Source organism: Microbulbifer mixtoriginis (SeqCode) (assembly GCF_052468275.1).
Genome location: NZ_CP174341.1, coordinates 870,991 through 890,656 on the forward strand (window position 1 = coordinate 870,991; position 19,666 = coordinate 890,656).

At 57.4% G+C, this 19,666-nt stretch carries 21 protein-coding genes and 1 tRNA gene; 11 read left to right on the forward strand and 11 right to left on the reverse strand.

Annotated features, from left to right (window positions below; genetic code table 11):
• Positions 1 to 212: 212 nt before the first annotated feature.
• The 3 genes from ACJJIC_RS03915 to mutY form a co-directional block, all read right to left on the reverse strand.
• A tRNA-Phe gene (locus ACJJIC_RS03915) sits at positions 213 to 288 on the reverse strand.
• Positions 289 to 413: 125 nt separating this feature from the next.
• Positions 414 to 689: an oxidative damage protection protein gene (locus tag ACJJIC_RS03920; RefSeq protein ID WP_152455703.1), complete on the reverse strand. Its 276-nt coding sequence runs from the start codon at positions 687 to 689 to the stop codon at positions 414 to 416.
• A gap of 15 nt (positions 690 to 704) precedes the next feature.
• Positions 705 to 1,790, reverse strand: a complete 1,086-nt coding sequence (gene mutY / locus ACJJIC_RS03925) for an A/G-specific adenine glycosylase (protein WP_444910783.1) — start codon at positions 1,788 to 1,790, stop codon at positions 705 to 707.
• A gap of 179 nt (positions 1,791 to 1,969) precedes the next feature.
• Between mutY and ACJJIC_RS03930 the strand changes: the two genes are divergently transcribed.
• On the forward strand, positions 1,970 to 2,137 hold the full coding sequence (locus ACJJIC_RS03930; RefSeq protein WP_445356484.1) for a hypothetical protein: 168 nt from the start codon (positions 1,970 to 1,972) through the stop codon (positions 2,135 to 2,137).
• 227 nt (positions 2,138 to 2,364) lie between these two features.
• Here ACJJIC_RS03930 and ACJJIC_RS03935 read toward each other — a convergent pair whose 3' ends face one another.
• The 4 genes from ACJJIC_RS03935 to ACJJIC_RS03950 form a co-directional block, all read right to left on the reverse strand.
• Positions 2,365 to 2,892: a hypothetical protein gene (locus ACJJIC_RS03935; protein ID WP_445356485.1), complete on the reverse strand. Its 528-nt coding sequence runs from the start codon at positions 2,890 to 2,892 to the stop codon at positions 2,365 to 2,367.
• A gap of 361 nt (positions 2,893 to 3,253) precedes the next feature.
• Positions 3,254 to 5,422 (reverse strand): AsmA family protein, encoded by a 2,169-nt coding sequence (locus ACJJIC_RS03940; RefSeq protein ID WP_445356486.1) that lies wholly within the window; start codon positions 5,420 to 5,422, stop codon positions 3,254 to 3,256.
• A gap of 176 nt (positions 5,423 to 5,598) precedes the next feature.
• Complete coding sequence (locus ACJJIC_RS03945; RefSeq protein ID WP_445356487.1) at positions 5,599 to 7,734, reverse strand: TonB-dependent receptor; 2,136 nt, start codon at positions 7,732 to 7,734, stop codon at positions 5,599 to 5,601.
• 89 nt (positions 7,735 to 7,823) lie between these two features.
• On the reverse strand, positions 7,824 to 8,123 hold the full coding sequence (locus tag ACJJIC_RS03950) for a hypothetical protein (RefSeq protein WP_444887518.1): 300 nt from the start codon (positions 8,121 to 8,123) through the stop codon (positions 7,824 to 7,826).
• A gap of 116 nt (positions 8,124 to 8,239) precedes the next feature.
• Here ACJJIC_RS03950 and hisB point away from each other — a divergent pair, with 116 nt between their 5' ends.
• From hisB to hisF, 4 genes are read left to right on the forward strand one after another with little or no spacing between them, the layout of a single operon-like run.
• Positions 8,240 to 8,827, forward strand: a complete 588-nt coding sequence (gene hisB, locus ACJJIC_RS03955) for an imidazoleglycerol-phosphate dehydratase HisB (protein ID WP_444883132.1) — start codon at positions 8,240 to 8,242, stop codon at positions 8,825 to 8,827.
• On the forward strand, positions 8,827 to 9,477 hold the full coding sequence (gene hisH, locus ACJJIC_RS03960; protein WP_445356488.1) for an imidazole glycerol phosphate synthase subunit HisH: 651 nt from the start codon (positions 8,827 to 8,829) through the stop codon (positions 9,475 to 9,477). Before hisB ends, hisH begins: the two co-directional genes overlap by 1 nt.
• 52 nt (positions 9,478 to 9,529) lie before the next feature.
• Positions 9,530 to 10,261 carry a 1-(5-phosphoribosyl)-5-[(5-phosphoribosylamino)methylideneamino]imidazole-4-carboxamide isomerase gene (gene hisA, locus ACJJIC_RS03965; protein WP_445356489.1) on the forward strand — a complete coding sequence of 244 codons (732 nt, stop codon included), beginning with the start codon at positions 9,530 to 9,532 and terminating at the stop codon, positions 10,259 to 10,261.
• Positions 10,261 to 11,022 carry an imidazole glycerol phosphate synthase subunit HisF gene (gene hisF / locus ACJJIC_RS03970; RefSeq protein ID WP_444883129.1) on the forward strand — a complete coding sequence of 254 codons (762 nt, stop codon included), beginning with the start codon at positions 10,261 to 10,263 and terminating at the stop codon, positions 11,020 to 11,022. Before hisA ends, hisF begins: the two co-directional genes overlap by 1 nt.
• A gap of 80 nt (positions 11,023 to 11,102) precedes the next feature.
• On the opposite strand, the gene ACJJIC_RS03975 is transcribed toward hisF, so the two are convergent.
• The 3 genes from ACJJIC_RS03975 to gpmI all read right to left on the reverse strand — a co-directional run bounded on the left by ACJJIC_RS03975 (position 11,103) and on the right by gpmI (position 15,351).
• The gene (locus ACJJIC_RS03975) at positions 11,103 to 12,464 is read right to left on the reverse strand and encodes a S41 family peptidase (protein WP_445356490.1); all 1,362 of its coding nucleotides are present in this window, start codon (positions 12,462 to 12,464) and stop codon (positions 11,103 to 11,105) included.
• Between the two features lie 212 nt (positions 12,465 to 12,676).
• On the reverse strand, positions 12,677 to 13,804 hold the full coding sequence (locus ACJJIC_RS03980) for a murein hydrolase activator EnvC family protein (RefSeq protein ID WP_444883127.1): 1,128 nt from the start codon (positions 13,802 to 13,804) through the stop codon (positions 12,677 to 12,679).
• Complete coding sequence (gene gpmI, locus ACJJIC_RS03985; protein ID WP_445356491.1) at positions 13,804 to 15,351, reverse strand: 2,3-bisphosphoglycerate-independent phosphoglycerate mutase; 1,548 nt, start codon at positions 15,349 to 15,351, stop codon at positions 13,804 to 13,806. The genes ACJJIC_RS03980 and gpmI overlap by 1 nt, the downstream gene beginning before the upstream one ends.
• Before the next feature lie 227 nt (positions 15,352 to 15,578).
• On the opposite strand from gpmI, the gene ACJJIC_RS03990 reads away from it, so the two are divergent.
• The 6 genes from ACJJIC_RS03990 to smrA all read left to right on the forward strand — a co-directional run bounded on the left by ACJJIC_RS03990 (position 15,579) and on the right by smrA (position 18,983).
• Complete coding sequence (locus ACJJIC_RS03990) at positions 15,579 to 15,995, forward strand: rhodanese-like domain-containing protein (RefSeq protein ID WP_444883125.1); 417 nt, start codon at positions 15,579 to 15,581, stop codon at positions 15,993 to 15,995.
• A gap of 39 nt (positions 15,996 to 16,034) precedes the next feature.
• Entirely contained in the window at positions 16,035 to 16,295 is a 261-nt protein-coding gene (grxC, locus tag ACJJIC_RS03995; RefSeq protein ID WP_444887513.1) for a glutaredoxin 3, read from the forward strand.
• A gap of 158 nt (positions 16,296 to 16,453) precedes the next feature.
• Positions 16,454 to 16,948, forward strand: coding sequence for a protein-export chaperone SecB (secB, locus tag ACJJIC_RS04000; RefSeq protein ID WP_444883123.1), 495 nt, complete (start codon positions 16,454 to 16,456; stop codon positions 16,946 to 16,948).
• A gap of 120 nt (positions 16,949 to 17,068) precedes the next feature.
• Entirely contained in the window at positions 17,069 to 17,521 is a 453-nt protein-coding gene (locus ACJJIC_RS04005) for an acyl-CoA thioesterase (protein ID WP_444883122.1), read from the forward strand.
• On the forward strand, positions 17,514 to 18,377 hold the full coding sequence (locus ACJJIC_RS04010; RefSeq protein WP_252083760.1) for an SDR family oxidoreductase: 864 nt from the start codon (positions 17,514 to 17,516) through the stop codon (positions 18,375 to 18,377). Before ACJJIC_RS04005 ends, ACJJIC_RS04010 begins: the two co-directional genes overlap by 8 nt.
• A gap of 18 nt (positions 18,378 to 18,395) precedes the next feature.
• Complete coding sequence (gene smrA / locus ACJJIC_RS04015) at positions 18,396 to 18,983, forward strand: DNA endonuclease SmrA (RefSeq protein ID WP_444883121.1); 588 nt, start codon at positions 18,396 to 18,398, stop codon at positions 18,981 to 18,983.
• Positions 18,984 to 19,151: 168 nt separating this feature from the next.
• On the opposite strand, the gene ACJJIC_RS04020 is transcribed toward smrA, so the two are convergent.
• Positions 19,152 to 19,649, reverse strand: coding sequence for an META domain-containing protein (locus tag ACJJIC_RS04020; protein ID WP_445356492.1), 498 nt, complete (start codon positions 19,647 to 19,649; stop codon positions 19,152 to 19,154).
• Between the last annotated feature and the right edge of the window lie 17 nt (positions 19,650 to 19,666).

Below are 19,666 nucleotides of genomic sequence, written 5' to 3' on the forward strand. Positions count from 1 at the left end.
GAGCTAACCAGGATTTCACAGAATGAACACTTTGGAACACTTTTGAAGCCGGGGTTCACTAAAGCTGAAGCGGGGCAATTGTGCCCACCGGGGGGAACGGCTCTGGGCCAAAAAATTTCTATGTGGACACTTTAGTGATTTTCGGCGTTTATTGGAACATGGTAGAGATAATAAAAAACCCGCGAAAGCGAGTGCTTGCGCGGGTTTTAATATGGTGCCCGGAGGCGGAATCGAACCACCGACACGGGGATTTTCAATCCCCTGCTCTACCGACTGAGCTATCCGGGCTTTGCGATCTTGCTGGGCTTCCCCTGCGTCGCGAGGCGCGTATTAAAGCCTTATCGCGGGGCTGAGTCAACCCCTTGATTGTAAAAAGTTTTTTTTCTTTTGCGGGGAGGCTTTGCGGGGCCCGTTTACTGCTGTTCCGGGGGTACGTAGCCGTCGGCTGCGTCGTACTCTTCACCGCTCAGGAACTTCATCATCTGCTCGCTCAGGTAGGCGCGGCTGGAGGGTTCCATCATGTTGAGGTGCTTTTCGTTGATTAGCATGGTTTGGTGCGACATCCACTCCTGCCAGGCTTTTTTGGAAACATGCTCGAAGATATCGACGCCCTTAGGGCCGGGGAAGGGCGGTGCGTCCAGGCCTTCCAATTCCTCTTGGTACTTGCGGCAGAATACGGTTCTGGACATGGACTCCTCCTGGTTCTAGTCGGCCGTAGTTGGGGCGAGCAGGGGTGCCTGCAGCGCCAATAGTTGTTTTGCCAGCTTTACGATCGGGGCGGGTAGCCCCAGTTCCTGGGCCGCGCGGGCGCGGTTTAGTTGCCGCAGTTTATACCAGCCGGCGCCGCTCTCCGCCACCTGGGTGGAGACTTTGTCGAGCTGTACCCACAGCGGGGTAATATCCAGGTGGAAGTGAGTAAAGGTGTGGCGCAGCAGCGGCAGCGTTTGTATTTCACTGGCGCGCCAACGCTGTTGTTTGAGCCAAGCCTTGGCATCTTCTGCTTGGGGAGGGCACCAGAGGCCGCCCCAGATGCCGCTGGCGGGGCGCTGCTCTAGATAAATTTCGCCCTGGTATTCCAGCAGTAACAGGGTGGCGCTGCGCACCGGTTTTTCCTTGCGCGGTTTTTTGCCGGGGTAATCCTGCGGATTGCCTTGGGCGTGGGCCACACAGGATTTCTTTAACGGGCACTCTTCACAGCGGGGTTTGCTGCGGGTGCACAGGGTGGCACCCAGATCCATCATCACCTGGGTGTAATCGTTAACGCGTTTGTCCGGGGTGTAGGTCTCGGCCAGCTCCCACAATTGATTGGCCACGGCACTCTGCCCCGGCCAGCCTTCCACGGCGTGGAAGCGCGCCAGTACCCGTTTTACGTTGCCATCCAGAATCGGTGCTCTGAGTCCCATGCTGATACTGGCGATAGCGCCTGCGGTGGAGCGGCCAATGCCGCTCAGTTCAGTGAGCGCTTCTACATCCTGTGGAAATTCCCCACCGTGTTCCTGCAACACCGTCTGTGCACATCTATGTAAATTGCGCGCGCGGGCGTAATAACCGAGGCCGCTCCAGTGAGCCAGCACCTTATCCAACGGCGCGTTGGCGAGGATCTCCAGGGTGGGAAAGCTCTGCATAAAGCGCTCGAAGTAGGGGATCACCGCGCTGACCTGGGTCTGCTGCAGCATGATCTCCGAAACCCACACGCGATAGGGATTGATATTCTGCTGCCAGGGCAGGTCCTTGCGCCCGTGTTTGTCGAACCATTTGAGAACGGCGTTTTGGAACTGCTTTGGGGTCATGGAGATACTGCGGGCTGATGTTTGTGATGGAAACCTTGGGCTGTGCGCGGGCTAACCTTGGTGCACTTTGCTTTGAGCCTTAGCGGCTGAAGAGATTTTTCATGGTTTCTCTCAATTCGTCGACCTTTTCTTCTACCCAATCGCCATATTTTTTCTTGGTGTTGTATTGAAGCTCTTTTGTGCACAGGGTCTTCAAAGCGACTTATGCCGGGTGTTGCCGTATCTATATCTTCAAAGTCAGCCTTGCGGCGCTGTGGCAGCGGGTCGATGCGCTAGCGGGTTATAACGAGAGGGATACCGCCTGTGCGGCCAATGGAGGGGTAAACGCGCTATCAGATCAGCATTGATCAGTTGGAATTTGAGCGGAGGAGATTACTATCTGCCCGAAGCAGAAATTGTCTCTGCTAGAAGCCCCCCGCCGGCTGCGAATAGCCTGGGGGAGCTTCCACTAGCGTTGCGGACACAGGGTGGACCGCCCTGGTGAAAATTCGGTGAGGGCAGGCCTAGCTGCCCATCTTATCTAGTTCAGGTCTAGCTCAGGCTGAGCAGCACTGTGACGATCTTCGCTTAGCGATTAGACCTGAATACCCTCTTCCGGCACATAGAAATAGCCGACAAAGTGATAATTTGTGGCAGCCATACCATAGTTATGATTTGCAGTCTCCAGCTGCTTGGGCAGAATCACAAAACCGGGCCCGTAGTTTTTCACTCCGTGAGCGCCTGGTTTGTGCGTCCAGTAACCGGTTTCCGGGTCCCGCCGGTACCAGTGGTGGTCGGTTGTGGACTTATACAGGGCAACGCAGTAATAACCTTTGGTGAAAGGCGGGGGATTGTTTGCTGGGGCGTTGGCTACATAGGCCATCCCATCGCGTTTGGCGCCCTCAATCAGACGGTCATTGTCCAAGCCCGCGACATAGCCGGAGTTGGAGCCAGGGTCTGGCTTGCCCCTGTGGGGCTTCTCGCAGTTTGCGGCCCAGGCATAGCAGTTCACGTGGTGGTTACCCCAGGCCTCCTCTGCAGGTGTGTTTTTCGCAGCGCTAGTAACCAGCTTGGTGATCACCTGTTTGGATTTATTGTCTTGCGCTCGTTGCATTAATGGCATTTGTTATTCCCTTTATATGGCCGATCAAGCTTGTACTGATCTTGGGAAAAGAAAGTGCAAGTAATAAGGAAATTGTCGCGCAATGGGAAAAAATATAAATAAAAGTAAAAGATGGCCGGGGTGATGTAGAAGCACCTGATGACAGCTCCCGGCACCGGCTAGGGACCGAGTTAAGTAAATCGCACTAACCCCGTCCTTTAACGGTTTATTCGCACTCTATGCGCTTCGCGGTCATTGGTTGCTGCAATTTAGCGCGGTATTTTTGTCGTGGCTTTGGCGCTTTGGAGAGGATTCGGAGATGGAATAGCGTGCAATATTGGGGGCGGGGTTACGCACCGGGCGAAACCCGGTGCGGCTTACATTAACGGCCGAAAAGATTTTTAAGTTTTTCTTTTAGTTCGTCGACTTTTTCTTCCACCTTATCGCCATATTTTTTCTTGGCTTTGTATTTCAGCTCTTCGCGCACCAAGTCGTCGAGGCGGCGGCTGTCGGGTTTACAGGTTGTTGGGCCCACATCGTCGAAGTCGCCTTTGCAGCGCAGTGGCAGCGGGCGATTGCGCCAGCGTTTGTTCTTTACGGTGCAGCCATCGGCGGAGGTGCTCTCACCCACTAGAGCGAGGCCGAGGGCGAAGTCGAAGTCCTGTTTCTTCAGGTCCACCTCGCCATCGCCGGTCATGGCGATATTCTCGATGCCGGCGAGAATCTCGGTCACTTTTACTTCGTCCCCTTTCACCGCGATTGTGGCGCGCACATCTTGTAGGTCAGTCTGGGCGGGCCAGTTTCTCTCTGGCAGTGGAGTATTCTCGGCGTAGCTGAACAGCTGGCACATGCTCTTCTCCAGGTTGAACGGCGCTATGGACAGCTCTTTACTGGACACATTGACGGCGGCGCGCAGGTTCTGCTGCAGATCTGTGGAGGTCTTGCCCTTGGTCTGCCCGTCCCAGTTGACACTGGCTTCGCCGGCCACCTGCACTTTTTCATTGGGGAACAGCGCCTTCTGGACCTTGCCGATATCCACACCGACAAGGCCGCCGCGCACCTGTCCCTCTGCGGTCTGGGCGCGGGCATTGAACTGGCCGTTGCTATTGAGCTGGCCGCCGTAGAGGTCGGCGCTGAGTTTTTGCAGCTGGTAGAGACCGTTATCCACAGTGAGCAGAATTTCGGGGCTGTCCAGCTGTAGGCCGGCGGCCTGTAATTGGTCCAGGGCAAGGTTGATATTGGCGTTAAAGCCGCGCAGATCACTCAGAGGTAGGGGCTCGGCGGATACCTGCTGGGTACCGGCTTTGGTGGTGGCTTTCTTTTCCGTCTGTTGGGCACTCAGGGTCTCCGCGGAAGTTGGGGTCTGGGTAGACTCCACACTCTGTGCGGTGGCTTCAGTAGAGGGCGCCTTGGTAGTTGACTCTCCACTGGTTTTTTCGCCCTGCTTACCACCTTTTTCATCGGCGGGTGGCAAGTAGTTGTCCAGATTGAAAGCGCCACCGCGCAGACTCAGATCTAACCCCGGCATCTCCGCATTGCGCAGCTGGGCGTTGCCGTTAAAGGTGGTGCCGTCGAGTTGCAGTTGCAGAGGGGTCAGGTTGATCTTTTGTTCGGTGCCTTCGATGCTGGCTTCGATACTTAGCTTTTGCAGTGCGGCGCTATCGCGGGTCACTACTTCACTGCCGGTCAGCTCCAGCCAGGGGCGCAAGGGATCGGCGCTGGCGTTTAGATTCATCTGCACGCGCCAGGGCTGGTTGCCGTTGTCGCGGCGCACATAGCCGCGCAGGTGCATCGTGGCTTTGGCGTTGTTGTCGGAGGTGAGCACCAGCTGCAGAGGTTGCAGGCGCAGGCCGTTGAGGCCTTCATCCAGGGCCAGGGTGCTATCCATTTTGAGTTTGAGCGGGTAACGTAAGTCGCTGCCTGTCACGCTGGCATCGGCGTTGAGTCGCCCAGGCTCGCCGCCGGGCACCAGGTTGTCGGCGATTATGCTCAGGTTTTCAACCTTGTAGGCCTTGCCGCTGCGGGCGTCACTGTAAGAGAGCAGGCCTTTTTCAATTCGCAATTTATCCAGGCTGAGCTCAACCTGTTGCGCGGCGGACTCTTGCGTTTCCTTGGGAATCTCCAGCTTGGGTGGCTGTTTTTTCTTTGCCTCCAGAGCCTCACTGATCAGCTCCCAATTACCGCGCCCCTCTTTGTCCACGGAGAGTTCGATCTGCGGTGCCACCAGCACGATTTCCTCGGCTTCCACGCGGCGCTGCAGCAGTGGCTTGAGGGCCACACCCACGGCGATTTTGTCGGCGCGCACCAGGGTCTCTTTCGGCAGCTGCAATGGCGCCATGGTGACATCATCTAGTTGCAGCCCCAATTTGGGCCACAGCTGCCAACCGATATCGCCCTGGAGTTGCAGGGAAATGCCCTGTTTGGCGGCGAGTTTTTCCAGTTGCGGCTTGTATTGATTGATGTCGAGGCCGGCCAGCAGCCAGGCGACAGCGCCGGCGAGTAGCAGGAAAACGACCAATAGAGCGATAAATGTGCGCTTGATCCAGGCCATGGAGTGGATTGTCCCTGTGTTTTTTTAGAAGGTACGTCGAGCGTGTATTAATACTTCAGACGCCGCGGTGGGGGTTGATGTTCCCACAGGTGTTCACCGAGAGCCTATCCGGGAAGTGTAGGAGATGCAGCCCCGCGGAGCTGGGTGCGCCGCGGAGCCATTGAAGCAGTTGTGGCTTAGAAAATAAACCGCACGCCGGCTTCGATACTGCGGCCTGGAGCTGGGGCATAGTCGCGCAGCAGAGAGGTGGAATTGCGGATTTCTTCGTCGAGCAGGTTGCGGGCGCTGGCGAAGAGCACCGCGTCGCTGCCGCCGATATTGAGGTTGTACTCGGCGCTCAGATCCATACGAGTATAGCCATCGGTGGGCTCCTCATAGGCACCGGCGCGGTCCTGGTCTGCCGCCTGTACGGTGCGCCACTCCCAGCCCCACTGATCGTACTCGGCCCCCAGGGCCAGGCCCATACGCAGCGGCGGCATACGTGGTACATCGGAGCTTTCGCCGGCGATGGCATCATCGAAGCTGGCGCGCACCATATCGCCAAACAAGGTGACATAGTGGCCTCCCTGTAAGGGGAAGGTCACCGAGGCCTCGGCACCGTAGAAAGTTGCATCGCGGTTGGCATAGGCATAGACCGGCAGCTCCTCTTCCTCACCGCCAGTGTTTAGCGCGTAGATATAGTCACCGATCTGGTTGTAGAACACACTGGCCTCAATACGCGCAGCGTGCCAGCCGTTGGCGGCTTCGTTGTGGTGGTGATAACCCAGTTCCAGGTTAACGCCGTTCTCTTTATCCAGCTGGTTGTTGCCCAAGAGGTAGCGGGATTCCGCCAGGTGCGCTCCGTCGGCAAACAGCTCCTCTGCCACGGGGGCGCGCTCGGAGTGGGTAGCGCCGAAGCTGATATGCTGGTGCTCGGCGAGGAAGTACTGCAGCGTCGCGCTGGCGCCGATCAGATTGTAATCGCGGTCGCTGGCGGTTTCCGGATCTATATCCACTCGCTCCAGGCGGGCACCCAGATCCAGGTGCCAGTTACCCCACTCGCGCTCTTTCATGGTGAAAAAGCCAGCGCTGCGGGTGCGTGAAGGCTGGATAAAGGCGTGGCCACCCACTGCGGCAAAGTCTTTGTCGGTCAATTGCAGGCCGTAGGCCCCGCGCCAGCCGTTGCCGGCATCGTGGGTTATTTCAACCCGGCTCTCCCAGGCCTCGTTGGTGAAGCGGGTGCCCGGATTACCGGCATCCAGCTCCACATGCTCATAATCGTTGTAGCCGATGCGCAGGCTCAGTTTGTCCCAGTAATCGCCGTCGAAGCGGTGCTCACCTTTTAGGTCATAGCGGGTTTGCACCAGGTCGATACGTACCGCATCGATCTCACCGGCCTCGGCGTGCTCCTCGTGTTCATCATGGTCGTGATCATCGTGGTCTTCACCCGCATGGTCCTCATCGTCATGGTGATGCTCATGGGTGCCCAGGGGGATGCCGTAATTGTTTTCCAGTCGGTTTACGGAGAAACCGATAAAGCCGCTGTCGGTGATCCAGGAAACGCCACCGCTATAGCTGTGGGCGCGGGCATTGGTGTTGCCCACGAAGCCATCGGTGTTGAAGGCCTCTTCGTGTTCGCCTTCTTCTCCGGCGTGCTCTTCATGATCATGGTGTTCTTCATGTTCATCGTGCTCAACGATAGCGAGGCTCGGGATTTCGGTATTGTCATTTTCCCGGTAGACACCGTCCACATACCAGGCCAGCTGCCCGGCGCCACCGGTGAAGCGAAATACCGAGGCATCCTGATTGTCGGCGCTGTTGTGGCGCAGCTCTACCGCGCCTTCCACTTTCTCGGGCACGGCGGTGGGAATGCGTCCGTCGGTAATATTCACCACACCGCCCACGGCGCCGCTGCCGTAACGCAGGGCGGCGGGGCCGCGCAGTATCTCAATGCGCTCGGCCAGTAGGGGTTCGATGCTGGCGGCATGATCGGCGCTGGTATTGGAGGCGTCGGACACATCCAGGTTGTCACTGAGTATTTTTACCCGGTTGGCGCTTTGGCCGCGGATAACCGGCAGGCCCACGCCGCTGCCGAAGGAGGCATTGGCGACGCCGGGCTGGTTTTGCAAAGTCTGGCCCAGGGTTGCGGCTGCTGATTTGCGCAGTGCGTCGCCGGAGAGAATAGAAACTGGTGCCGCCACAGCATCGGCGGGTTTATCCAGCGGCGATACGGTAACGTTGACCTCTTCCAAGGGCGAGTTGTATTCAGCGGCGTAAATAGTGGGCGCAGCCAGGCTGGCAATGGCCAGGGCCAGAGTATTGATCTTGATCATTTGTTTTTTTATGTCCTGTCACAGGCGGATGCTGCCGTACGCGCACAGGCGCGGGCATCCACAAAAATAAATTGTTGGTTTTTTTAGGGTTAGCTGAGAGACAGGGACAGGGGAGGGGCGCGCGCGCTCTGGCGCTCCGGCTGGCGATCGCGCGCTGCTAGCGCAGAGGGCCGGTTGTAGTGACTTTGGGGCTCAGCCTGAACGAGCAGTGGCTCGCTGCCGAGTGCTGCAGGCGAATGCATGCAGCACAGGTCACACAGTTCCACCTGGCTGTTACCAAGATGGAAGTGCTCCGCCCACAGCGGCTGAGCTGCTACTAATGCAAGTAGCAGGAACAGGCTGGCCCAGTAATGGGATTTTCGGCGCTTTAAGGTAACCATACCGCGCATGATAGGTGCTTACGGTTACGAATCAAGTTTCATCTGACACTAGCGAACCACAGAGGGCATCATTCATCTTATAATCTGCGCCCTCTGTCTTATTGCTCATAAAAGGAACGCTTTCGATGCGCAAGGCTAGCGTCACCCGCGACACACTGGAAACCAAGATTCAAGTCAGCGTCAATCTGGACGGCCAGGGGCACGGCCAGTTTGCTACCGGCGTTCCTTTTCTCGAGCATATGCTCGATCAAATTGCCCGCCACGGCATGATCGACATGGATATTCATTGTGATGGGGATATCCATATCGATGACCACCATACGGTGGAAGATATCGGTATTACCCTCGGCAAGGCTATTACTCAGGCTCTGGGGGACAAGAAGGGGATGACCCGTTACGGCCACAGTTATGTCCCCCTGGATGAAGCTCTCTCCCGCGTGGTGATCGATTTTTCCGGCCGCCCCGGTCTGGTGATGGATGTGCCTTTTACCCAGAAACGCATCGGTAATTTTGATACCGAGTTGTTCTATGAATTCTTCCAGGGCTTCGTCAACCACGCATTGGTAACAGTACATATCGATTGCCTGCGCGGCCACAACGCCCACCATCAGGTAGAGACGGTATTCAAGGCCTTCGGCCGCGCCCTGCGCATGGCGCTCACCCTGGACCCGCGCATGGCTGGCACCATGCCCTCTACTAAGGGGGTGTTGTGATGGGCAAGATTGCGGTCCTCGATTACGGCATGGGTAACCTGCACTCGGTTGCCAGTGCTCTGGATAAGGTGGCGCCGGAAGCCGAAGTGGTACTGGCGCAAACCCCGCAGCAGGCCCAGGGGGCGGAGCGTTTGTTGGTACCGGGAGTGGGCGCCATTCGCGACTGTATGGCGGGATTTGTTGAAGCCGGTTTTGCGCCGTTGCTCAAAGACGCTATCGCGGCGGGTACACCGGTATTGGGTATCTGTGTGGGTATGCAAATCATGATGCGCCACAGCGAGGAGAATAACGGTATCGATTGCCTGGATATCTTCCCGCAACCGGTGAGGTTTTTTGGCAAGGATCTGCCGCGAGTTGCCGCGGATGAACGTTTAAAGGTTCCACATATGGGGTGGAACCGGGTGCAACAAACCCGCGAGCATCCACTGTGGGCCGGTATCGCCGATGGCAGCCGTTTCTACTTTGTGCACAGTTACTATGTGCCGGCTGATGATAATCGGGATCTGGCTGGGCGCACCGATTATGGTGTCCCCCTGGCGGCTGCGGTGGCGCGTGAGAATATCTTCGCCACCCAGTTCCACCCGGAAAAGAGCGCCGAAACTGGCCTGCAATTACTAAAGAACTTTGTCAGCTGGAATGGCCGGGCCTAAGCCCAGCAGACCTTTCCTGACATCAATAACTACCGCCGACGAAAGACAGAGCATGATTGTAATTCCCGCTATCGACTTAAAAGACGGCCAGTGTGTGCGCCTGCGCCAGGGCGAGATGGACGACGCCACCGTATTTTCCGATGATCCCCTGGCTACCGCCCAGCACTGGGTGGACCAAGGGGCCAAGCGCTTGCACTTGGTCGACTTGAATGGTGCCTTTGCCGGCAATCCAGTCAACGGTGAAGCTGTAACTGCCATTGCCAAGCAATTTCCCACATTGCCGGTACAGATCGGCGGTGGCATCCGCGACTTGCATACCATTGAGCGCTATCTGGATGCCGGTGTGACCTGGGCCATTATCGGCACCGCCGCGGTGAAACAGCCGAAACTGGTCGAGGAGGCCTGCCGCGAATTCGAGGGCCACGTAATTGTCGGGCTTGACGCCAAAGATGGCCTGGTGGCCACTGAGGGCTGGGCCGAGGTGTCGGAGCTAAAGGCCGCCGAGCTGGCCAAGCGCTTCGCGGATTGTGGTGTCAGCTCCATTGTGTACACCGATATCGCTCGCGACGGCATGATGCAGGGAGTCAATATCGAGGCCACTCTGGAAATGGCTCGTGCGGTACAGGTGCCGATAATCGCCTCCGGTGGTGTCAGCAGCATTGAGGATATCGAGCAGCTGTTGGAAACCGGTGAGATCTACGGCGCGATTACCGGCAGGGCGATTTATGAGGACAAGCTGAATCTGCGCGCGGCGCAGCAGCTCTGCGATCAACGGAGCAAGTAATGGCACTGGCGAAACGTATTATTCCCTGCCTCGATGTCGATGCCGGGCGCGTGGTAAAGGGCGTTAATTTTGTCGATATCCGCGATGCCGGCGACCCGGTGGAGATTGCCCGCCGCTACAACGAGGCGGGTGCGGATGAAGTTACCTTTCTCGATATCACCGCTACTCACGAGCAGCGCGACACCCTACTGCACACCGTGGAAAAAATGGCCCACGAGGTGTTTATTCCACTTACCGTGGGTGGCGGTGTACGTACCCTGCAGGATATCCGCAACCTGTTAAATGCCGGCGCAGACAAGACCGCGATCAACTCCGCAGCGGTGAAAAACCCCGAGTTTGTGCGTGAGGCCGCAGAGCGTTTTGGCAGCCAGTGCATCGTAGTGGCGATTGACGCCAAACAGGTGGGGGAGAACCGCTGGGAAATATTCACCCATGGCGGGCGCCAGCCCACCGGCATAGACGCTGTGGCCTGGGCTCGGCAGATGGCGGAGTTGGGTGCTGGGGAAATACTGCTCACCAGTATGGACCGAGATGGCACCAAGAACGGTTTTGATTTGGCCCTGACCCGCGCGGTCAGCGAGGCGGTGCCAGTGCCGGTCATTGCCTCCGGTGGCGTCGGCAATCTCCAGCACCTGGCCGAAGGTGTTCTGCAGGGCGGCGCCGATGCGGTGCTGGCGGCTAGTATCTTCCACTTTGGAGAATACAGCATCGCCGAAGCCAAGGCGTTTATGCAGGAAGCGGGAATAGAGATGCGAGTTTAGCCTGCGGGCTGACGAAGGCTGGATGTCACTGCTGGGGCGGATGCGCTGGCGGCGGGCTTGAGCCCGCCGCGCGCCAGTTACTACTGTTTATCTGCGCGGGCAAAGCGTTCGCGCAGACCCCGGTCCCTGTGAGCGTAGAGATTCAGCCCTTTAAGTACATTGAGTGCTTCGAAGATCTGGTTGTCGCGATCCATCCAGTTGTCGCGCTCTCCCTCTTCCCGTTCCCGCGCGCGGTCTTCCGAGGTGCGATCAGCCCCGCCGTTGCCATTGTTCAAATGGCCGGCCAGGTCCGCCTCGGTGGGGCGCTGCATATCTTTCAAACGGGTGATCTTGGCCCTTTCCACAACAATATCTGGCGTGATGCCTTGGGCCTGGATGGAGCGGCCATTAGGGGTGTAGTAGAGCGCGGTGGTGAGTTTGATAGCGCGTTCGCTATTGATAGGTATCACGGTCTGTACCGAGCCCTTGCCGAAGCTGTCGGTGCCCATCACCACGGCGCGGCGATGGTCCTGCAGGGCTCCGGCGACAATTTCCGCCGCTGAGGCGGAGCCGGCATTGATCAGAACTACCAGCGGGGCGCCTTCGGTGAGGTCGCCGGGTTCGGCGGAGTAACTCAGGTTGGCGGCCTCATTGCGGCCTTCGGTGTATACCACCAGCCCTTCCTCAAGGAAGGCGTCGGCCACTTCCACCGAAGACTGCAGCACGCCGCCGGGGTTGTTGCGCAGATCGATAATCAGGCCTTTGAGCACCCCTTTCTTTTGAAGTTTGATCAGCTCTTCCGCCACATCGGCGCCGGTATCCAACTGAAACTGGCTGATGCGCAGATAGCCGTAGCCTTCATCGAGCACCTTACTGCGCACACTGCGCACGCGCACGGTGTCCCGTTTGAGGGTGACGTCGAAGGGCTGTTTGCGGCCCTTGCGGGCGATAGTCAGGGTGACGCTACTGCCTTTGGGGCCGCGCATCCATTCCACCGCCTCATCGAGGCCGACCCCCTTCATGGATTTGCCGGATAGGCGCAGTATCACATCACCGGCTCTGAGACCCGCGCGCGAGGCGGGAGTGTCATCCATGGGGGTGATCACAGTGATATGGTCATCTTCAATACCCACCTCAATCCCCAGGCCGGCAAATTCGCCGGTGGTGTTGGCCTGTAGATCGTCGAAAGAGCGGCGGTCCAGGTAGGAGGAGTGGGGATCGAGTCCTTGCAGCATACCTTTGATGGCGTACTCCAATAGGGTGCGATCATCCACTTCTTCCACGTAGCCCTGACGGATCTGTTCGAACACCTTGGCGAAGCTGCGCAGGTCTTCGAGGGGGAGGCGCCCGCTGTTCTCGGTGGCGAGATTGGGTTGTTGGCCACCTTCGCTGAGACCCATTAACGGCAGGGCTGTGAGGGCGGCGGCTCCGAGAAATGTGGTGAGCGCCTTGGAGATGAACATATTGTTGTGACCTCTGCCTTATTTCTTCGCTGCTTTGCGAAAGTGTAGACCGCAGAGATTGGCAGGGATTCTAATGCGCCGCCAAATTCTACTGTGCCACAGGCTTAGTCGTGAAAAGCCCAACTGCCTTACAACTCCCTTTTGCGCTGGTGCACAAGTCCGGCGTCAGGGGAAAAAATGGGCGTATCGTCGCAGAAGAGAGCGGCAAAGTGTTAGCCACGGCACCAGCCGGTGGGATCGCGGGCCTGGCCGCGATGGCGTATTTCAAAATAAAGCCCACTGTGGGTGAGGCCGCCACTGTTGCCTACCCGAGCGATAGTGTCACCGCTCTCCACCCACTCACCGACATTGCGGCTGAGGGATTGGTTGTGTGCATAGAGGCTCATATAGCCATCGCCATGATCGACAATCACCAGCATGCCGTGGCCGCGCAGGTAATCGGAAAAGACGACGCGCCCGCGGTGGATTGCCTGCACAGGCTCCCCCTCGGCGGCGCGAATAATCACCCCCTTCCAGCTGATTCCATTGGCGCGGCGCTGTCCGTAAGCATTGGCGCGTCGGCCCTTGACCGGCCACTGCAATTTTCCCCGCTGCTTTGCGAAGGGTTTGTGCTGGTCCGGATTTACCAGGGTGGCGATCGCGCGCCCGACTTCATCGATCAGGGTCTGCAGGCGTTTTCGGTCCCCTTGCAGTTGCTTGAGTTCACCACCGCCATTGGCGAGCCGCGCCGCGAGTTTTTCCAGGGTGCGCTTGCGTGTTTGTTGCGCGCTGCGCAATTTGTCCTGGCGCTCCTGTAGCTGTGCCCGTTCCGCCTGCAGGCTATTGCGCTCGCGCTCGATCGAGGCGGAAACCGTTTCCAGCGAGGCGAGGGTTTGCAGGTAGTTGTCGATAACGCGGCTGCGTTCTTGGAGGAAGTAATCGTGGTAGCGAAGTTGGCGGGCGATATTCTGTGGATTTTGTTGGTTGAGAAGGAGCTTGATCTGTTCTTGTCGGCCCAGTCGGTAAGCGGCGGCGATCTCCTGCTCGACCCGCCGCTGCATACTTCGTCGCGCTTCTTGCAGCTGCTTCTGCTCTCGCTGCAGTTCGCGCAGCTTGTCCGTGCGGCTGCGCATATCCCGCTTGATCTGGTCTATGCGCTGGTACAGCCCGGAGATATCTTTCTCGTTCTCTTCCAGATCCTTGAGCAACTGGTCGCGCTGGCCGCGCACCTGGTTGAGCTCCTGTTGCAGGGAGTCGATGCGCTGCTTGATTTCCGCGAGGCGTGCCTGCTGGTCCGCTTCCGCCTGGCTCCAGGCGGGTAGTGACAGCAGGGCAATCAGGAAGAGTACGAGAGTTTTCATCAGTCCATTTTTACCAAACTGTGGCCGGTCATTTCCGCCGGCTGTGGCAGATCCATCAACGCTAACATGGTTGGCGCCACATCCGCCAGACTGCCTCCGTCACACATTTGCACATTGCGTTCGCCGATGTATACAAAAGGCACCGGCAGGGTGGAGTGCTGGGTACTGACCTGGCCGGAGTTAGTGTCGAACATCTCTTCTACATTGCCGTGGTCGGCGGTGATCAGCACTTCGCCACCGGCGCTCAGGGCTGCATCCACGACACGCTCAACACATTGGTCCAGGGCTTCTACCGCTTTTACTGCCGCTTCAAAAACACCGGTGTGGCCGACCATATCACCGTTGGCATAGTTGCAAATAATGGTGTCGTACTCGCCGCTCTCAATCGCCGCGACCAGCTTGTCGGTTACTTCCGGCGCGTTCATTTCCGGCTGCAGGTCGTAGGTGGCTACGTCCGGAGACTTGATCAGCTCGCGGGTTTCGCCGTTGTACGGCTCCTCGCGGCCGCCGCTGAAAAAGAAAGTCACGTGGGCGTATTTTTCGGTTTCGGCAATGCGCAGCTGGGTCTTGCCCTGGGCAGACAGATATTCACCGAGGGAATTCACCAGGTTTTCCGGTGGGAAAGCGCAGCTTGCGTGGATGTCAGCGGCGTATTCAGTGGTCATGACAAAGTCTGCCAGCTTGGGCTGGGCCTTGCGCTCGAAGCCGCTGAAGTCTGCTTCGGTAAAGGCGCGGGTCAGTTGGCGTGCGCGATCTGGGCGGAAGTTCATAAAGATCAGAGTATCGCCATCTTTGATGGGAGCGGGCTCGCCGATCACTGTCGGCGCAACGAATTCATCATTTTCACCGCGCTCATAGGCGGCGGCTAATCCCGCCAGGGCGTCAGTGGCTTTGTGTTCTGCGGTACCCAGGGTGAGCATGTCGTAGACAGATTCGGTGCGCTCCCAGCGCTGGTCGCGATCCATAGCAAAATAGCGGCCTGCCAAAGTGGCCATATGGGCATTGCCGACGGTGTCGCACACCTGCATCAGGCGCGCGATGGAGGGCTCGGCGCTGCGCGGCGGCGTGTCGCGGCCATCCAGGAAAGCGTGTACGTAAATGGCGCGGGCTCCGCGCTGGGCCGCCAGGGTCACCATCGCGACGATATGGTCCTCGTGGCTGTGTACGCCGCCCTCGGACAGCAGTCCCATAATATGTACCGCGCCGTTGTTGGCGATGGCCTTATCTACCGCAGCGGTGTAGGCGGTATTGCGGAAGAAGTCGCCGTCCTGAATGGCCTTATTGATACGGGTGAAATTTTGGTAAACCACACGGCCGGCTCCCAGGGTCATGTGTCCCACCTCGGAGTTACCCATCTGCCCTTCGGGCAGCCCCACCGCCATACCGGAGGTCTGGATCAGGGTCTTGGGGCGCGTCGCCCAGATGTTGTCCCACACTGGAGACTTCGCGGCGCGAATGGCGTTGTACTCGGCATTGTCGCTGTGGCCGAAGCCGTCCAGAATCAGCAGGACCAAGGGGCGTTTGTGCGGGGCTTGCGAAGCGGCCATAGCGACGGATTTCCTCTATCGGGTGGTTTGGATTGCGGACGCGGATTTTAACCCGTTCGGCCATCGTTTAACTACGTCGAATAGTGTTGGGTGAGTCCATTTGAGTCTATATCCATGCCGTTGGAGTATGATTTTGCTGGTTAGAAATTCGCCACAATCGTGTATACTCCCGCCAGCTTTGGCGCAGCTGCGCCGTAACGATAACCACGATGGATTTTGGGGGCGGAGTGGATTTTTTCGTTTTTTTAAGTGAGCAATGGCTGCTGGTCGGTCTGCTCGTGGCACTGCTCTATGCACTGGTTCTGAGCGAGCGTTACAAGGCGGGCGTGCCGGTTTCCCTGCACGAAGTGACTCGGCTGATCAACAGTGATGGGGCCAAGGTGTTGGATGTGCGCGATCGCAGCGAGTTTACCGCCGGGCATATTGTCGATGCACTGCATATCCCCCACGGGGAAGTGGCCGAGCGGTTCGCCGAGCTGGAACCCTTTAAAGATAAAGTGGTGATTGTCGCCGATAAAATGGGTCAGCACGCAGGTCCTGCGGGTCGCCTACTTAAGCAGAAGGGCTTCCAGGTACGTCGCCTACAGGGCGGTATGAGCGAGTGGAGCAATCAGAATCTGCCCCTGGTCAAAGGCAAGGGCTAGCTCAGTAGTTTTATAGATGGCTTTAGGCGGAGTTTTATTATGCAGGATGTAGTCATCTACACCACCCGTTTTTGTCCCTACTGTATTCGCGCCAAGCAGCTGCTCGACAGCAAGGGTGTGAACTATCGCGAGATTGCGGTGGACAATAAACCTGAGCTGCGCGCACAGATGGCGGCCAAGGCTGGGCGCCGGTCGGTGCCGCAGATTTGGGTCGGCGACTTCCATGTGGGCGGTTGCGATGATCTGATGGCCCTTGAGCGCAGCGGTAAGCTTAACGGCTTGCTTAAGTCAGCTGGCTGATAAAGGTTGACGCCGCGTGCCTCACGCGACTCTTTATATTTGCTATTAATCCGGTCCGGGCCTTGAAACGGTATTTGCAGGCCCCAATCTGAAGGCTCATACAGGGAGTCTTTCTCACGGAAGGCATCAATAAACTTTTTATAAAAACAGGCAGTAACATGGCTGAAGAATTAAACGGCGCGGCAAACGCAGAGGCTCCACAAGTACAATTCGCGATGCAGCGCATCTACCTGAAGGATCTCTCCTTCGAGACTCCCATGGGCGTTGAGGTTTTCAAGAAACAGTGGAAGCCCCAGGTAAATCAGGAGCTGAACACCAAGACCGCCAAGGTTGAAGAAGACCTGTACGAAGTGGCACTGACGCTCACTATCACCGTGAAGCTGGAAGAAGATACCGCTTTCCTGGTGGAAGTGAAGCAGGCCGGTCTGTTCGGTATCAAGGGACTGGAAGGTCAGCAGTTGGCTCAGGCCCTGAATACTGCCTGCCCACAGATCCTGTTCCCATACGCTCGCGAAGTGATCGACAACGCGGTTGTTAAGGGTTCTTTCCCGGCTCTGATGCTGCCGCCGGTCAACTTCGACGCCTTGTTTGCCCAAGCCCTGAATCAGGCGCAGCAACAAGCGGAAGGCGCACAGGCTAACGCGGACGCATAATCCGGTCAGCTTGCAAAAAAGGTCCCATCAGGGGCCTTTTTTTATATCTGCTATTTGCCCACTTAGCGAGATAAATAAAAATAAATACCAGTCATTTATGAGATCCAGCGGGGGCTACCTATGCAATGGGATTTACCCAATCCCTTTATCCACAGAGTCAGGGTAAGTGCTGAGCATGTGGATGGATTACACCATGCCAATAATGCCGAGTATGTGCGTTGGTGCGAGGCTACCGCCTGGGCCCATAGTGCCGCATTGGGTCTGGATGTCATAAATTACCAGGACCTCGACCGGGGAATGGCCATTCGTCATGGGCAGTATGACTATATACTGGCGGCGAAAGAGGCGGATGAACTGGTATTCGGCACCTGGCTCACCGAGGTGGATGGGCGCCTGAATATGACCCGCCACTTTCAAGTCTTTCGCGCCGCTGATGGAGCATTGGTATTGCGGGCCCAGTGGCGGTTGGTATGCATCGAACTTTCCAGTGGTAGACCGAAGCGCATGCCGGCGATCTTCAAGGAAATTTACAGTCCGGCAGTGACTGCCCCGGAGGCTGAAAAAAATGAGTGAAGAGTTTGTAACCCTGACAGAAAACACAGGGGCGCTTAAGGACAAGACCATCTTTATCACTGGCGCTAGCCGCGGTATTGGCCGTGCTATAGCGCTCAAGTGCGCGGCTGATGGCGCTAATATTGTGATCGCGGCCAAGTCCGCAGAGCCCCACCCGAAGCTACCCGGCACCATCTTCTCTGTAGCGCAGGAGGTGGAGAGCGCTGGCGGTAAGGCCTTGGCCCTGCAGGTGGATGTGCGCGATGAGCAGCGGGTGCAGGAAGCGATGGCGCAGGCAGCCGACAAGTTTGGTGGTATCGATGCAGTGATCAATAACGCCGGCGCGATCAACCTGAGTAATGTCGAGTCCACCCCGCCCAAGCGTTACGATCTGATGCAAGACATCAACAGCCGTGCAGTGTATCTGACGGCGCACCTGGCGATTCCCTACCTGAAGAAATCGGATAGCGCCCATATCCTCAGCCTGTGTCCACCGCTCAACCTACAGCCTAAGTGGCTGGGGCCTTTTGCGCCCTACGCACTGTCTAAGTTTGGCATGACTATCCTCAGCCTGGGATTGGCGGAGGAGTTGCGCGAGGCGGGGGTTGCCGTTAATACTCTGTGGCCGCGCACTCTGGTGGCTACCGCCGCTATTGAGTTTGCCGTGGGTAGCCGCGAGATGTTTGAACAGAGCCGCAGGCCGGCGATTATGGCCGATGCTGCCTACGAAGTACTGATCACCAAGGAAGCCGCCTTGAGCGGGTGTCAGCTGATCGATGAGGAACTTCTGGTGGAACGCGGGGTAAAAGATTTTACCGACTATGCCCACAACCCCGATAATGCGGGGGACCTGACTAAGGATTTATTTTTGGACTGACGCTGGCGGGGGTATTTCATGAGCGGCGACAGCAAGCTATTCAAAGACGCTCTCGGTGAGCTGGGAGACGTGAAACCGCTGGTGCAGGAGCGCCGCGTTACCTTGCGCAAGGAGAGCGAGCCATCCGAGCGTATCTTGCGCGAGCGCCGTGCTGCTGCGACGCGTTTGACCGAGCGCGAAATGAACCCCCTTTCCGGTGAGTATATTGAGCTTGTGGCGCCCTGGGACCCTATCGAATTCAAGCGCGATGGGGTGCAGAACGGTGTTTATCGCAATCTGCGCCTGGGCAAGTACACGGTGGATGCACGTCTCGACCTGCATCGTCACTCGGTGGAAATGGCGCGCAGCGCCGTTGTGGAGTTTGTGCGTGATTGTGTCGAGGCGGATGTGCGCTGTGCGCTTATTACCCACGGCAAGGGAGAGGGCCGCAAGCAGCCCGCACTTTTGAAAAGCTGCATCTATCACTGGCTGCCGCAACTGGATGAGGTGCTGGCATTCCACAGCGCGCAAAAACAACATGGTGGTATGGGCGCTACTTACCTTTTGCTGCGCAAAAGCGAGCGCAAGCGTCAGGAGAATCTGGAGAGACATCAGCGGCGCTTTTGAGGTCCGTTATGTCATTTTTCTGTCATCTGTAAGAACTATGATGCGCGCCGAGGCTTTCCAATGCGATTGCGCATCTGACTCATCTTTTTGATTCTTCTTGATTGTAATATTGGCGACCCTATGGGTCGCCTTTTTTATGGCTGCGCTACAGGCATTGGTATCGGGAATTCAACGCATAATGTCATCGACCCGGTTAAATTCGAGCCGTGTGGATTTGTCATTACTGCTCAAGATCAGCTTGTCACCCACCACTTCGAGAAAACGGGTTTTGCGCAGGGCTTTCAGGTAATCGGCCTCTAGTTCATCACTGGGGCGGCGGTTTCCCACTCTGGAGATAATCGGCGACCTGGGCCAGGAAAGTTCGCCGCTGCTCTCGAGAGAAAAGCGCCCCAGATAGGGATTGATGCCCCCGTTGCCCCGTACATAGCCGAAGCGATCACAGGTAAAGAATGGGCGCTCGCGCCAGAACTTTTTCCACAGTAACGTGTACTCGTAGGTGTTCTCGCCATCTCGGAGGTTTGAGAGTATCCAGTCGTGCCCACAGGCAGACCACGCCGGCTGTTTGGTGAGCTGGGGAGCGGGCTCCCTGAAGGACATACACCCGGAAAAAAGCAGGCTCAATACGGCTGGGACCACAAGCTGCAAGGGTAAGTGAGATCGGGGCATGATGTCGTTCTCATTGT

What these genes read in the sequence shown, in the direction of transcription:
- ACJJIC_RS04020 (WP_445356492.1), bottom strand. Translation starts at nt 19,649, where the DNA reads ATGCCCCGATCTCACTTACCCTTGCAGCTTGTGGTCCCAGCCGTATTG.
- hisH (WP_445356488.1), top strand. Translation starts at nt 8,827, where the DNA reads ATGGGCAAGATTGCGGTCCTCGATTACGGCATGGGTAACCTGCACTCG.
- hisB (WP_444883132.1), top strand. Translation starts at nt 8,240, where the DNA reads ATGCGCAAGGCTAGCGTCACCCGCGACACACTGGAAACCAAGATTCAA.
- ACJJIC_RS04005 (WP_444883122.1), top strand. Translation starts at nt 17,069, where the DNA reads ATGCAATGGGATTTACCCAATCCCTTTATCCACAGAGTCAGGGTAAGT.
- secB (WP_444883123.1), top strand. Translation starts at nt 16,454, where the DNA reads ATGGCTGAAGAATTAAACGGCGCGGCAAACGCAGAGGCTCCACAAGTA.
- ACJJIC_RS03935 (WP_445356485.1), bottom strand. Translation starts at nt 2,892, where the DNA reads ATGCCATTAATGCAACGAGCGCAAGACAATAAATCCAAACAGGTGATC.
- ACJJIC_RS04010 (WP_252083760.1), top strand. Translation starts at nt 17,514, where the DNA reads ATGAGTGAAGAGTTTGTAACCCTGACAGAAAACACAGGGGCGCTTAAG.
- ACJJIC_RS03975 (WP_445356490.1), bottom strand. Translation starts at nt 12,464, where the DNA reads ATGTTCATCTCCAAGGCGCTCACCACATTTCTCGGAGCCGCCGCCCTC.
- ACJJIC_RS03980 (WP_444883127.1), bottom strand. Translation starts at nt 13,804, where the DNA reads ATGAAAACTCTCGTACTCTTCCTGATTGCCCTGCTGTCACTACCCGCC.
- smrA (WP_444883121.1), top strand. Translation starts at nt 18,396, where the DNA reads ATGAGCGGCGACAGCAAGCTATTCAAAGACGCTCTCGGTGAGCTGGGA.
- hisA (WP_445356489.1), top strand. Translation starts at nt 9,530, where the DNA reads ATGATTGTAATTCCCGCTATCGACTTAAAAGACGGCCAGTGTGTGCGC.
- hisF (WP_444883129.1), top strand. Translation starts at nt 10,261, where the DNA reads ATGGCACTGGCGAAACGTATTATTCCCTGCCTCGATGTCGATGCCGGG.
- grxC (WP_444887513.1), top strand. Translation starts at nt 16,035, where the DNA reads ATGCAGGATGTAGTCATCTACACCACCCGTTTTTGTCCCTACTGTATT.
- ACJJIC_RS03920 (WP_152455703.1), bottom strand. Translation starts at nt 689, where the DNA reads ATGTCCAGAACCGTATTCTGCCGCAAGTACCAAGAGGAATTGGAAGGC.
- ACJJIC_RS03945 (WP_445356487.1), bottom strand. Translation starts at nt 7,734, where the DNA reads ATGATCAAGATCAATACTCTGGCCCTGGCCATTGCCAGCCTGGCTGCG.
- ACJJIC_RS03950 (WP_444887518.1), bottom strand. Translation starts at nt 8,123, where the DNA reads ATGCGCGGTATGGTTACCTTAAAGCGCCGAAAATCCCATTACTGGGCC.
- mutY (WP_444910783.1), bottom strand. Translation starts at nt 1,790, where the DNA reads ATGACCCCAAAGCAGTTCCAAAACGCCGTTCTCAAATGGTTCGACAAA.
- gpmI (WP_445356491.1), bottom strand. Translation starts at nt 15,351, where the DNA reads ATGGCCGCTTCGCAAGCCCCGCACAAACGCCCCTTGGTCCTGCTGATT.
- ACJJIC_RS03940 (WP_445356486.1), bottom strand. Translation starts at nt 5,422, where the DNA reads ATGGCCTGGATCAAGCGCACATTTATCGCTCTATTGGTCGTTTTCCTG.